Origin of the sequence: Rhodococcus sp. 5A-K4, assembly GCF_046097995.1 — a bacterium.
Taxonomy (GTDB): domain Bacteria; phylum Actinomycetota; class Actinomycetes; order Mycobacteriales; family Mycobacteriaceae; genus Rhodococcus_F; species Rhodococcus_F erythropolis.
The window spans coordinates 154,187-167,596 of sequence record NZ_JBJURM010000012.1 but is presented as its reverse complement, the minus strand read 5'-3'; the positions used below and the strand labels follow the sequence as shown (position 1 = coordinate 167,596).

The 13,410-nt window shown below is 62.1% G+C and carries 13 protein-coding genes; 5 read left to right on the top strand and 8 right to left on the bottom strand.

Annotated elements, in window-relative coordinates; translation table 11 throughout:
- The first annotated feature begins 23 nt into the window (after nt 1-23).
- From ACKAMS_RS17785 to ACKAMS_RS17770, 4 genes are read left to right on the top strand one after another with little or no spacing between them, the layout of a single operon-like run.
- Nucleotides 24-929, top strand: a complete 906-nt coding sequence (locus tag ACKAMS_RS17785) for a sugar phosphate isomerase/epimerase (RefSeq protein WP_019747670.1) — start codon at nt 24-26, stop codon at nt 927-929.
- 26 nt (nt 930-955) lie between these two features.
- A complete protein-coding gene (locus tag ACKAMS_RS17780; protein WP_019747669.1) occupies nt 956-1,996 on the top strand; it encodes a Gfo/Idh/MocA family protein in 1,041 nt (346 codons plus the stop codon).
- A 2-nt stretch (nt 1,997-1,998) separates the two neighbouring features.
- Nucleotides 1,999-2,883, top strand: a complete 885-nt coding sequence (locus tag ACKAMS_RS17775) for a sugar phosphate isomerase/epimerase family protein (RefSeq protein ID WP_069145856.1) — start codon at nt 1,999-2,001, stop codon at nt 2,881-2,883.
- Between the two features lie 24 nt (nt 2,884-2,907).
- Nucleotides 2,908-4,413, top strand: coding sequence for a CoA-acylating methylmalonate-semialdehyde dehydrogenase (locus ACKAMS_RS17770; protein ID WP_019747667.1), 1,506 nt, complete (start codon nt 2,908-2,910; stop codon nt 4,411-4,413).
- A 61-nt stretch (nt 4,414-4,474) separates the two neighbouring features.
- On the opposite strand, the gene ACKAMS_RS17765 is transcribed toward ACKAMS_RS17770, so the two are convergent.
- Nucleotides 4,475-5,047, bottom strand: coding sequence for a dihydrofolate reductase family protein (locus tag ACKAMS_RS17765; RefSeq protein WP_019747666.1), 573 nt, complete (start codon nt 5,045-5,047; stop codon nt 4,475-4,477).
- A gap of 198 nt (nt 5,048-5,245) precedes the next feature.
- Here ACKAMS_RS17765 and ACKAMS_RS17760 point away from each other — a divergent pair, with 198 nt between their 5' ends.
- Complete coding sequence (locus ACKAMS_RS17760) at nt 5,246-6,559, top strand: D-alanyl-D-alanine carboxypeptidase family protein (RefSeq protein ID WP_029254980.1); 1,314 nt, start codon at nt 5,246-5,248, stop codon at nt 6,557-6,559.
- On the opposite strand, the gene yhjD is transcribed toward ACKAMS_RS17760, so the two are convergent.
- The 7 genes from yhjD to ACKAMS_RS17725 form a co-directional block, all read right to left on the bottom strand.
- Nucleotides 6,556-7,590 carry an inner membrane protein YhjD gene (gene yhjD, locus ACKAMS_RS17755; protein ID WP_020969131.1) on the bottom strand — a complete coding sequence of 345 codons (1,035 nt, stop codon included), beginning with the start codon at nt 7,588-7,590 and terminating at the stop codon, nt 6,556-6,558. The two genes, ACKAMS_RS17760 and yhjD, sit on opposite strands and share 4 nt — an antisense overlap.
- 51 nt (nt 7,591-7,641) lie before the next feature.
- Nucleotides 7,642-8,676 carry a tryptophan--tRNA ligase gene (gene trpS, locus ACKAMS_RS17750; RefSeq protein WP_003941025.1) on the bottom strand — a complete coding sequence of 345 codons (1,035 nt, stop codon included), beginning with the start codon at nt 8,674-8,676 and terminating at the stop codon, nt 7,642-7,644.
- Nucleotides 8,677-8,702: 26 nt separating this feature from the next.
- A complete protein-coding gene (locus tag ACKAMS_RS17745; RefSeq protein WP_092763762.1) occupies nt 8,703-9,197 on the bottom strand; it encodes a barstar family protein in 495 nt (164 codons plus the stop codon).
- Nucleotides 9,197-9,730, bottom strand: a complete 534-nt coding sequence (locus ACKAMS_RS17740; protein ID WP_099697310.1) for a ribonuclease domain-containing protein — start codon at nt 9,728-9,730, stop codon at nt 9,197-9,199. Before ACKAMS_RS17740 ends, ACKAMS_RS17745 begins: the two co-directional genes overlap by 1 nt.
- Nucleotides 9,731-9,756: 26 nt before the next feature.
- Nucleotides 9,757-10,602: an exodeoxyribonuclease III gene (locus ACKAMS_RS17735; protein ID WP_099697309.1), complete on the bottom strand. Its 846-nt coding sequence runs from the start codon at nt 10,600-10,602 to the stop codon at nt 9,757-9,759.
- 36 nt (nt 10,603-10,638) lie between these two features.
- Entirely contained in the window at nt 10,639-11,847 is a 1,209-nt protein-coding gene (locus tag ACKAMS_RS17730) for an MFS transporter (RefSeq protein WP_021332495.1), read from the bottom strand.
- A 129-nt stretch (nt 11,848-11,976) separates the two neighbouring features.
- Nucleotides 11,977-13,200: an NADP-dependent isocitrate dehydrogenase gene (locus ACKAMS_RS17725; protein ID WP_019747659.1), complete on the bottom strand. Its 1,224-nt coding sequence runs from the start codon at nt 13,198-13,200 to the stop codon at nt 11,977-11,979.
- Nucleotides 13,201-13,410: the final 210 nt, after the last annotated feature.

Here is a 13,410-nt window from a genome sequence, read left to right as displayed (position 1 = left end):
CTGCCCGCGAAAGGAATCTAGACATGAGCGCGATTCGCGTCGGATCAGCCCCCGACTCCTGGGGTGTGTGGTTTCCGGACGACCCTCAGCAGACCCCGTACACGCGATTCCTCGACGAGGTGTCCGCGTCGGGATATGAATGGATCGAACTCGGTCCGTTCGGATACCTTCCGACCGATCCAGCCAAGCTGACTGACGAACTCGGAGCACGCGGCCTCAAGCTTTCGGCCGGTACCGTTTTCGAACACCTGCACCAGGACGATTCCTGGGATGCCGTCTGGAATCAGATCAAGGACGTCGCCAAGTTGACCGCAGCCGTCGGCGGCAAGCACGTAGTGGTCATACCCGAGATGTGGCGCGATCCTTCCACCGGAGTGGTACTCGAGGATCGAAATCTGACTCCCGAGCAGTGGCGCAAGAAGACCGACGGCATGAACGCTCTCGGCAAGGCGATGCTCGAGGAGTACGGCGTCATGGCGCAGTACCACCCTCATGCCGACAGCCATGTCGATATCGAGGACAACGTCTACAAGTTCCTCGAAGGTACAGACGAGCGTTTCGTGAACCTGTGCCTCGATACCGGCCACATCAGCTACTGCGGCGGCGACAATCTCGCCATCATCAACAAGCATCCGGAGCGCATCGGGTACCTGCACCTCAAGCAGGTGGATCCGGCGATCGTCGCCAAGGTGGAGGCGGAGGACCTGCCGTTCGGCGAAGCCGTCAAACTCGGCGCGATGATCGAACCACCGCGTGGAATCCCGGACATGCCGCCGCTTCTGGAGGCCATCGAGAAGCTCGGCATCGACGTGTTCGCGATCGTCGAGCAGGACATGTATCCCTGCCATCCCGACACACCGCTGCCCATCGCACAGCGCACTCAGAAATACCTGTCCACCTGTGGCGTCCCCGCCGTCCGTTTCAGCTGAGCAACACAATCGAGGAGTACCACCGCATGTCTGACAACCAGGATCTCCGGATCGCAGTGCTCGGCGTCGGCATCATGGGGGCCGATCACGTCGACCGCATCACCAACAAAATCGGCGGCGCCCGAGTCACTGTCGTCAACGACTACTCTCTTGCCCGCGCCGAGGAAATCGCAGCATTGACGCCGGGGTCACGCGTCGTCGTCGATCCGTTCGATGCCATCGCAGCCGAGGACGTCGACGCCGTTGTGCTCGCAACCCCGGGCCCGACCCATGAGAAGCAGGTACTTGCCTGCCTCGAAGCAGGCAAGCCGGTTCTCTGCGAGAAGCCGCTGACCACCGACGCGGACAGTTCGCTGGCGATCGTCAAAGCCGAAGCAGCGCTGGGAAAGAAACTGATCCAGGTTGGTTTCATGCGCCGGTTCGACCACGAATACACCCAGCTCAAGGATTTGATCGACAGCGGCGATCTCGGTCGCCCTCTCGTTGTGCACTGCGCGCACCGCAATCCTGCGGTTCCGAACGGCTTCGACAGCGCGATGATCGTCAAGGACTCACTCGTCCACGAGGTCGACGTGACGCGATTCCTGCTCGACGAAGAGATCACCTCGGTGCAGATAATTCGGCCGTCTGCGAATTCGCTTGCTCCCGAGGGCATTCAAGACCCACAGATCGCGATATTCGAGACCGAGTCCGGTAGACACGTCGACGCCGAGGTGTTTGTCACCACCGGAGTTGCCTACGAGGTGCGCACCGAAGTTGTCGGCGAACTCGGAAGCGCGATGATCGGACTCGACGTGGGACTGATCCGAAAGACCAAGCCCGGAAACTGGGGTGGGCAGATCACCCCAGGATTCCGCGAACGCTTCGGGCAGGCATACGACACCGAGTTCGCCCGGTGGATCAAGGCAGTGAAGACGGGCGCCGGCACCGGCAACTACATCGACGGGCCAGGTGCCTGGGACGGGTACGCCGCGGCCGCTGTCTGCGCCGCTGGCGTGAAGTCTCTGGAGACGGGTCAACGCGTCGTCGTGGACATGGTTGCGCGCGACTCTGTGGCCGGAGCGTAGCGATGAAGGTCGCTCTCGATCCCACACCGTTCCATCACGATTTCTCGCTGCTGGAGCTTCCCCGAGTTGTTGCCGATCTCGGGTACGAGTACCTGCAGCTCACACCGCACGTCGACATGATCCCGTTCTTCAATCACCCGAAAGCCGACGACGCGCTCGTCACCGAGTTCCGGAAGGCCTGCGCGAGTGCGGGAGTCGGCATCGCGTCGGTGCTCCCGGTCCTTCGGTGGTCCGGCCCGGACGAGGACGCTCGCGAAGCAGCAGTGCGTTACTGGAAGCGGGCCATCCAGATCACGGTCGATCTCGGTGTCAACGTCATGAACACCGAATTCTCCGGCCGCCCCGAGAAGGCCGAAGAGTCCGAGCGTGCGTTCTATCGTTCGATGGAGGAACTGCTTCCGATCATCGAACGCGAGGGGATCGACGTCCTGATCGACCCGCACCCGGACGATTTTGTCGAAGACGGACTTGCCGCGATCCGCACGATCCGTGGCGTGAACTCCAAGAACCTCGGCATGGTGATCGTGGCGTGCCACCAATTCCACATGGGTGGGGACCTTCCCGCCATCATGGAGGCCGCCGGCGACATGGTCCGTCTCGTACATGTGGCAGACACCATGGATCATCACCGTTCCCACGGACTTCGCTACATCACCAATCCGCCAGGCAATGCCGTTCGAGTGCATCAGCACCTCAAAATCGGGGACGGAGACGTCAACTGGGACGAATTCTTCGGCGGCCTCGGCAAACTCGGCTTCTACGATCGTGACAACACCGTGATGGTGTCGAGCGTCTTCGCCGAGAACGAAAACGCACACGAGGTTTCCCGGTACCAGCGCGAGACGATGAACGACTATGTCGCCAAGTACACCTCCCCGAACTCCTGAGCCACCAGACCACTAGGAAATACCATGACCAGCACTGATACTCGTGTCATCGCACACTGGTTGGACGGCAAGTCGTTCGCCGGAACATCCGAGAACACCGCCCCCGTCACCAACCCCGCCACCGGACAGATCACCGGCCGACTAGCCCTGGCGAACCTCGAGGATGCCCGCACCGTCATCGACGCTGCTGCGGCGGCCTTCCCCGCCTGGCGTGACACCTCCCTGGCCCGGCGCACACAGATACTGTTCAGCTTCCGCGAACTCCTCAACGCTCGCAAAGGTGAACTCGCCGAGATCATCACAGCCGAGCACGGCAAGGTTCTCTCCGACGCCCTCGGCGAAATCAGCCGAGGACAAGAAGTAGTCGAATTCGCCTGCGGAATACCGCATCTCCTCAAGGGCGGATACACCGAGAATGCATCGACCAAGGTCGACGTCTACTCCATCCGCCAACCCCTCGGCCCCGTAGGCATCATCTCCCCCTTCAACTTTCCCGCGATGGTCCCGATGTGGTTCTTCCCGGTCGCCATCGCCGCCGGGAACACCGTGATTCTCAAACCCTCGGAGAAGGACCCCACCGCGGCGATCTGGCTCGCCGAACTCTGGGCCGAAGCCGGTCTGCCCCCCGGCGTCTTCAACGTCCTCCAAGGTGACAAGCTCGCCGTCGATGAACTTCTGGAAAACAAAGCAGTCAAAGCGATTTCGTTTGTCGGATCCACCCCCATCGCCCAGTACGTCTATGCCACCGGCACCGCCAACGGCAAACGCGTGCAAGCACTCGGCGGCGCCAAGAACCACGCCATCGTTCTGCCGGACGCCGACCTCGACCTCGCCGCCGACGCAATGGTCAACGCGGGATTCGGCTCCGCGGGCGAACGATGCATGGCGATCTCCGCCCTGGTCGCAGTCGGCGACATCGCCGACGAACTGGTCGCCAAGATCGTCGAGCGGACCACTCCCCTCGTCACCGGTGACGGCACCAAGAACTCCGACATGGGTCCGCTCGTCACCAAGGCCCACCGCGACAAGGTCGCCTCATACGTCGATGCAGGCGAGAAGGACGGCGCCACCATCGTGGTCGACGGACGTACAGTCCAGGCCGATGGTGGACCGGACGGCTTCTGGCTTGGACCCACCCTCATCGACCACGTCACCACCGACATGTCGATCTACACCGACGAAATCTTCGGGCCTGTTCTCTCCGTCGTGCGCGTCGATACCTACGACCAAGCCCTCGAACTGATCAACAACAACCCGTACGGAAACGGCACCGCCATCTTCACCAACGACGGCGGCGCTGCCCGACGCTTCCAGAACGAGGTGGAGGTCGGCATGATCGGCATCAACGTCCCCATCCCGGTTCCCATGGCCTACTACAGCTTCGGCGGCTGGAAGAACAGCCTCTTCGGTGACACCCACGCTCACGGGACAGAAGGTGTTCATTTCTTCACGCGAGGTAAAGCCGTCACCAGTCGCTGGCTCGACCCCAGCCACGGCGGCATCAACCTCGGCTTCCCCGAAAACAGTTAGCCGCAAGACATCTGTGGCCGAGACTCTCGAAGAGGCTCGGCCACAGATGTTTTCGAGAGGTCTACGCGACCGTGGGGTGGTACGTCAGCACCTGAACTCCGGATTCGTACCGACGATCGTCCTTCAACTCGAGGTCGATCTTGTCGGCCGATTCGGGGAACACTCTCCCGCCGGACCCGAGAATGACCGGGAAGACCATCAGCCGTAGCTCGTCGACCAGACCGGCCAGCAACAACGCGTGGACGAGCGTCCGACTTCCCGCGACCAGGATTTCGCCGTCGATCTGCTCCTTCAACTTCGGAACGGATTCCTCGATGGGACCGTCGAGCGCCGTCGAGTTGTTCCATTCGAGCGGCTCCGTCGAACTCGTGACGACGTACTTGGGCATCTCGTTCATCTTGTCCGCAAAGCCTTGGTCGTCTTCGCGCTCAGGCCAGGCACCGGCGAAGCTCTCGTAGGTCCGTCGACCGAGTAGAAGCACGTCCGCGGCGAGGGTTTCGTCGAGTTTGAACTTCATCTGATCGCCCTCCTGGTACGGAAAGACCCATCCAGTGTGCGCATAGCCCGGTTCGCCACCGGGCGCTTCCATAACCATGTCCAAAGACACGAATTCTGTCACCACGATCTTGCCCATACCGATCCCCTGTCGTCAGTGCGTGTGCGCCATTCGAGTAGTCGACTACCCCACTGTTACAGACTCTGCGTGGTGGTGGAACTCATCAGCGGCGATCGTCCACTATGACCGATGTACAAACCGAATCGCCTGTTTTCGATCCCTCTGCTTGCGTGGCGATTCGGACGTTCCCTCACGTTCGCATACCCTCGTATATCGATGATGTGGCGTCGAAAGTGTGCAGTGGCAGTGGCCGGAACAGTGCTCTCAGGGAGCATTGCGTTTACCGGTGTCGTAGGGACCTCGGGAGTGGCCGGCGCCCAACCGGCCCCGCCGCCGCCCACCACCACCACCGAGGCACCGTTCACAACACCCAACACCGACAGCTGCCCGTTCACGAGTAGCCCGGCGCCGGCGATCGATCTCTCCGAAGCACCCGCGCCCGGATCCACGGCCCCGACTGCCGTCCCGATTCCGGAAAGCCCCGTCGGTGGAGACAAGCTCGGCGAGTGTGGCGTCGTACTTCCTGACGGCGCTCCCCCGCTCCCGGCCGACATCGCGGCATCCGGATGGGTACTCGCGGACGCCGAAACCGGTGAGGTCCTCGCCGCGAAAGATCCGCACGGTCGCTACCGACCGGCCAGCACCATCAAGATGCTGTTGGCTCTCGTCGCGCTCGACGAACTCGATCTCGACACCGAAATCACCGCAACTGCCGAAGACGCGGACGCTGAAGGTAGCGCTGTCGGCATCGGCAAGGGCGGCAAGTACACCAACCGGCAACTGATGCAGGGTCTGGTCATGGCGTCGGGAAACGATGCCGCGCACGCTCTTGCCCGCCAACTCGGCGGTGACGCTGCAGCCGTGTCGAAAATGAACGCGCTCGCGGCCGAACTCGGCGCCCTCGACACCCGCACGGCAACTCCATCCGGACTCGACGGCCCAGGGATGAGCAGCTCACCGTACGACCTGGCCGTAATCTTCCATACAGCCCTCCAGAATCCGACGTTTGCCGGACTGATCCATACCGAAACCGTCGAGTTTCCCGGCTTCCCCAAAGATCCGACGATTCCTGACGATCAGGACCGCCCCGGATTCACTCTCGCGAACGACAATCAGTTGCTCTACAACTACGACGGCGCATTGGGCGGCAAGACCGGCTTCACCGACGACGCCCGCCACACGTACGTCGGTGCTGCGGAGCGCAACGGCCGGAAACTACTGGTGACATTGATGGGCGGCGAAGCCAAGCCGATCCGTCCGTGGGAGCAGGCTGCCCGTCTACTCGACTACGGATATGCCCTCCCCGCGAGCACAACCGTCGGCTCGTTGACGGACCGATCGACCGACGATGCCACGCCCGATGTCACTCGCACACCGTCTGCCGCTGCACCAGGCTCGATTTCGGCAGCACCCACCGCTACCGACACCGAGTCGGACACCACTGACCGCATCCTCATCGGTGCTGTCGGCGGAGTTGTGGTGATCGCGCTGGTGGCGGGAGCCGTTGCCCTGAACCGTCGAAGGCGCTAGCGCGGCCGACGGCGCATGAAGCCCGAAAGACCCAGGCCGGCAACCGCACCCGTGGCGATCAACGCAGCCACGCGAGACGGTGAAGCTCCGTCACTGACAACGATTCGCGGCGAGATCACGGCCGGATCCGGCGGCGGAACGAAGGCGAGAGCCATACTTTCCTTTGTCGTCGCCGCCCACGCCGTGCAGAACAGCAGCATCCTCGACGCAGTGAACACGAACACGAGCAAACCGATGATCGGGCCGAATGCCACGCCCGCCGGGCCACTGGTGACGGCCGCGAGGTAGATCGCACCTACCTGCTTGAAGATTTCGAACACGACCGCGGCGATAAGCGCTGCCTGCGCGGCGCTGCGCAGCGTGACAGGCTCGCGCGGTAGCCGGGCAATCACCCACAGGAACACCGCCCACGTCGCCAGGAGTGAGAGCAACAGTGAAACGACTCTGAGCCCCACGCCGACACCGGTGATGTTCTCGAGGTTGAGCCATTTCACGATCTGAGTCGCAACCGGCCCGCTGCTCAGCGCCGACATTCCCAGTGAGACGACCATGGCGAGAGCCAGACCGATGAGGGCCCCTGCGTCACCGAGTTTGGTACGAACGAAACCCTTCGGCTCGCGCTTGCTCTCCCACATCGCCGTCAGCGCGTCGCGAACATTTGCCATCCAACCGAGACCCGCGTACGCGGCACCCAGGAGACCGAAGATTCCGACGCTCGCGCGCGAGTCGATAGCCGAATCGATCAGCGTGTTGATGGTGTCACCCAAGCTGCCCGGAATGCTCTTGGTGATCTGCTCCTGAATCGACTCCAGGTACTCGGGATGCCCGGCCAATACGAAACCGGCCACTGCAAACGCGACCATCATGATCGGAATCAATGCGAGAACACTGAAGTACGTGATTCCCGCAGCGTAGTAATCGCCCTTTTGCTCTTGGAAACGTCCTGCGGCGCGAACCAGATGATCGAGCCAGGGTCGCGCTGCTCGTTGCTTCTCGAGAAAGCTCGGTGCGTCGTCGTCCGTGTCAGCCATTGCCGTCCCCCTCATGTTCGGTCAGGCGTCGTGAGTCCGAATTCGCGTAAGTCAGCCCTTCGGTGCCAGGAATCCGACCTTGTCATAGACAGCGGCGAGAGTGCGTGAAGACACCTCACGGGCGCGGTGCGCTCCAGCCGCGATGATGCGATCCAGCTCTGCCTCGTCGGCAAGGTAACCGTCGACCTTCGCCTTGAGTGGGGTGACGAACTCGGTCAGCACGTCAGCGGTATCGGTCTTGAGGTCGCCGTACCCCTTGCCCTCGTAACCGGCCACCAGAGTCTCGATCGGCACTCCCGAGAGAGCCGACTGAATGGTGAGCAGGTTGCTGACGCCCGGCTTGGCCTGCGGGTCGAAACGAATCTCGCGCTCGTTGTCGGTGACGGCCGACTTGATCTTCTTTGCCGACACCTTCGGATCGTCGAGCAGATTGATCAGTCCGGCCGCACTGGCGGCGGACTTGCTCATCTTGGCGGTCGGATCCTGCAGGTCGTAGATCTTTGCCGTGCCCTTGATGATCTGCGGCTCGGGAACAACGAACGCCTTGCCGTAGCGGGTGTTGAACCGGCCGGCCAGATCGCGTGCGAGTTCGAGGTGCTGACGCTGATCCTCACCCACCGGAACTCGCTGCGGGCGGTACAGAAGGATGTCCGCGGCCATCAGAACCGGATACGTGAACAAACCGACACTGGCGTTGTCGCTGCCTTGCTTGGCGGACTTGTCCTTGAACTGCGTCATACGGCTGGCTTCACCGAAACCGGTGATGCAGTTCAGGACCCACGCCAACTGTGCGTGCTCGGGAACCTGACTCTGTACGAACAGCGTCGCCCGATCCGGATCGATCCCCACCGCAAGGAGCTGAGCCACCGCAACCTTGGTGCGACGACGCAATTCCTTCGGGTCCTGCGTCACCGTGATGGCGTGAAGATCCGGAATGAAGTAGAAAGCGTCGAAATCGTCCTGCAACGGAACCCACTGCTGCAGCGCACCCAGGTAGTTGCCGAGGTGGAAAGAATCCGACGTCGGCTGGATTCCGGAAAGCACGCGAGGCTTTGCGGTGGGCTTCTGTTCTGCAGGGGTCGACATGGTTCCGATCTTTTCACGAGTGGAAATCAGTGCAGTGGCGTGGTGCCCGGGTAGTCGAGTTCGACGAGGTCTTCACCGTGGGCGGTGAGGTCCTCCGCACCGAACTGGTAGACGGTCCGGAAAACGACGGGTTCCCATTCTTCGGTGTAGAAGTCCATCGTTTCGCGGAACCACTCCAACTGATCCTGTTGCTCGGACAGTAGAGAACCCGCACCTCGGATCACAACTACATATCCGGCGCCGAGTCCGAGTACGCCGTCGAGATCGCGCATGACATCGTCGAAAGCGTCTTTGTTGCGCCCGAAGTGGGACGGAAACTGGAAGGCTGCCGCGAACTCGTCGAAGACCTGCGCCGTTGTTCGCATGTTCTCGCCGCGAACCACCCGAACGACAAAATTCTCGCCACGGAGTTCACGTGCAAGATCATCTGCGACGGCCGGGTCGCTCTGCAGGGCCACTGAAGCCACATCCGAAGACGGATCCAGCCACTGCGCCACGCTGACCGTAGACGAGTCGGACATCAGCGAATCCTCACAAACGTGTCGTAGTGATCGAGGGTGTACCACGCCGAACCGTCGTTACCGGTGACGATTCGCTCGGCATCACGACCTTGGCCGTTTTTCTTCGCGTTGACGTCCCATTCCTGATAGACGACACGTCCGCCACCGGCACCGACAGCGGGCAGACGCCCTTCGCTGTTGCGGAAGGTGATGCCGCCCTTGGTGCCCGGCGCATTGGCGGAATCCGGCCACCGCCCGGCGTCGATCTCCACGAGCGTGGCGAGAACGCGCGTCGGCGCATCGCTGTTCGTCTGCTGCGTTGTCTTGACGGCGGAGCTGGAGGGCGCGGAACTCGACGGCGCGGAACTCGACGGCGCGGCCTTGGTGGTAGCACCCGGCTTGGCTTGAACAGTCGAGGACTGGGCACTCGAGGACTTCGCAACCGACGACGCCGAACTGTCGGAGTCACGTGAAGAAAGGGTGACCGCCAGTACGAGCGCCACCACCGCCACCACGACGGTGATGATGGCGTTGCGCGTCTTTGCGCTCGGCATTTTCAGTCCTTCAGGCACGAGCGCTCCTACCGGTACGAGACGGTGACAGGCGCGTGATCCGACCAACGGAGGTCGTAGGACTCAGCGCGTTCCACGATGGCAACCTTGGCCCGCTCGGCGTATCCGCGGGTGGCAACCTGGTAGTCGATACGCCAACCCGAATCGTTGTCGAATGCCTTGCCGCGGTACGACCACCACGAGTACGGACCGTCGACACCCGGATGGAGGGTGCGGAAGACATCGACCCACGCGGAATCTTCGGCGAACAGCAGATCCATCCAGGCGCGCTCCTCGGGGAGGAATCCCGAAGACTTCTTGTTGGTCTTCCAGTTCTTGAGGTCGAGTTCGGTGTGCGCGATGTTCCAATCGCCGCTGACCACCACGTGACGATCGGCAGCCTCGGCCGCCGCAGCGGTGGAGGCGAGGTGAACTGAGAAGGACGCCATGAACCGCTCCTTCTCCTCCTGCTTCGGCGTGAGCGCCTCACCGGAGGGCAGGTACAGGCTCGCGACGGTCAGATCCGCGAAGTCGGCTTCGATGTATCGACCGACGTCGAGAAACTCGTCGTCCCCGTGACCGATCCGCACCGCGTCAGGTTCCGTGCGTGAGAGCACCGCGACTCCGTTGCGTCCCTTCGCGGACGGCTCGGCGGAGACGAGGAACCATCCGTTGCCGAGCGCTGGTTCGAGAGTCTCGCGAAGCTGATCGTCCGACGCACGCGTTTCCTGAAGGCAGATGAAATCCGCCGACGTCTTCTCCAGCCAGTCGAGCATGCCCTTGCGGGCAGCTGCTCGAACGCCGTTGACGTTCACGGACGTGATGGTGTGGGGCGCAAGAATGTGGGAGTCAGCAGTTTGTGGCACGGCAAGCACCGTAGCCGATTCCACCGACGCGGATGGGCGCCCAGGTCAGCGCACGGCCCTACGCTGCAGAATCACCGCAACCGCCAGCACGACGAGACCCGCGACGGCCAGCAACGACCCAACCGCTGCCGGTGCGGTATACCCGTAACCGGCCGCGATGACGACGCCGCCGATCCACGCTCCGAAGGCATTGGCGATGTTCAGCGCGGCGTGATTGAGAGACGCAGCCAAGGTCTGAGCGTCCTCGGCGACATCCATCAACCGTGTTTGAAGGCCAGGAACCATCGAGGACCCGGCAAGCCCGATGAGGAAGACGAAGACAAGCGCCGTGTACGGATTGCGTACAGCGATCACGAAGACCGCGAGGATCACCACGAGGGATCCCATCGACAGGAACAAACCCTTCATCAGTGCGCGATCCGCGAGGTATCCACCGACGAAGTTGCCGGCCACCATGCCCAGTCCGTACAGCATGAGCGCCAGAGGAATGAACGAAGCACCGAGACCGGACACGTCGGTGAGCGTCGTACTGATGTAGGTGTAGACGGCAAACATCCCGCCGAATCCGACCATTCCCACGATCAGGGTCATCCACACCTGAACGCGGCCCAGTGCCCCGAGTTCGGTGATCGGATTCGTCACCGGCATACCGTCCAACCGCGGAATCCAGACGAACAGCGAAGCAACCGTTGCCACCCCGATCACAGCCACCAAGGCGAAGGCGCTGCGCCAGCCGAGTGCCTGGCCGATCCAGGCCGCGACCGGCACCCCGATCACATTGGCCACGGACAGACCCATCATCACCATCGCCACGGCCTTCGCGCGTTTGCCTGGTTCGGCCAAATGAGCGGCGACCAGTGCGGCGACTCCGAAGTACGCGCCGTGCGGCAATCCAGCGACGAATCGAGCCATCATCAGCGTCGTGTACGAGGGCGCAAAGACCGAAGCGGCATTGCCGACGGTGAATGCGACCATGAGTGCGATCAACAGGGTGCGGCGCGGTACCCGTGCGGTGAGAGCAGCGATCAGCGGAGCACCGACGACAACCCCGAGCGCGTACGCCGAGATCACGTGACCCGCGATGGGTTCCGAGACGCCGAGCCCGGATGCCATTTCCGGGAGCAATCCCATGGCGACGAACTCGGTTGTGCCGATACCGAAACCGCCGAGGGCAAGAGCGAGCATCGCCGGACCTCTGGCGGAACGAACCCCGGGTGTCGAGGTGTCAGAACGGGAGAGGGTAGACGACGTCACTGATCAATTGTGGTCTCACACCTGGTTGAACTTCCAAGTGAGAGCGGGTGAGTTCACTCACGTGAGACCGCGAACACAAATGGGACGCCCGGTTTCCCGGACGTCCCATCAGAAGGTGAAACAGTGAATCTACTTCGCGGCCATGGCCTTCTGCAGGTTCACGTCGAGTGCACCGAGGAACTCCTCGGTGGTCAGGTAGCCCTGATCGCCGCCGACCAGCATCGAGAGGTCCTTGGTCATCTGGCCGCTTTCGACGGTCTTGATGACAACGTCTTCGAGCGCCTGCGCGAAGCCGATGACCTCAGGGGTGCTGTCGAGCTTGCCACGATGCTCGAGTCCGCGGGTCCACGCGAAGATGGACGCGATCGGGTTGGTCGAGGTGGGCTTGCCCTGCTGGTGCTGACGGTAGTGACGCGTCACGGTGCCGTGAGCAGCCTCTGCCTCACAGGTCCTTCCGTCCGGTGTCAGCAGAACCGACGTCATGAGGCCGAGCGAGCCGAAGCCCTGGGCCACGGTGTCGGACTGGACGTCGCCGTCGTAGTTCTTGCATGCCCAGACGTATCCACCCTCCCACTTGAGTGCGGAAGCGACCATGTCGTCGATGAGGCGGTGCTCGTAGGTCAGACCTGCGGCATCGAACTCAGCCTTGAACTCGGTCTCGTAGACGTGCTGGAAGATGTCCTTGAAGGCACCGTCGTACGCCTTGAGGATGGTGTTCTTGGTGGACAGGTACACCGGGTAGTTCTGCTGCAGTCCGTAGGTGAGCGACGCGCGAGCGAAGTCACGGATGGACGTGGTGAAGTTGTACTGCCCCTGGACGACGCCGCCCTCTTCGGGGAAGTTGACCAGTTCGTGCTCGATCGGTGCGCTGCCGTCCTCAGGCGTGTAGGTGATCATCACCTTGCCGGGGCCGGGGACCTTGAAGTCTGTGGCGCGGTACTGGTCGCCGAATGCGTGACGGCCGATGATGATCGGCTTGGTCCAGCCCGGAACGAGTCGCGGAACGTTGGAGATGATGATCGGTGCGCGGAAGATCGTGCCGCCGAGAATGTTGCGGATCGTTCCGTTCGGGGAACGCCACATCTTCTTGAGACCGAATTCCTCGACACGTGCCTCGTCCGGCGTGATCGTGGCGCATTTGACGCCGACGCCGTGCTTCTGGATCGCGTGCGCTGCGTCGATGGTGACCTGGTCGTCGGTCTCGTCGCGGTACTCGATACCGAGGTCGTAGTACTCGAGGTTCACATCGAGATACGGATGGATCAACTTGTCTTTGATGAACTGCCAGATAATGCGCGTCATCTCATCGCCGTCGAGTTCGACGACGGTGCCCTCAACCTTGATTTTGGACATGGGTGCTTCGCGTCCTCCTAGGAAGTTTCCCTGGTTACACGGTTGCGGTCACACTTTGTGAGTGGGTCCGCGAACGGTTCGATTATCAAACCTAGACGGTGTGGACTGATCTCGGGAGATGAGTCCCAAACAAGACAAGCGTACTGCTAACCCGTGAAGCCGCAACCGGCAGGTCCACCCATCGGTCTCTACTCGCGAGTAACTTTTGCC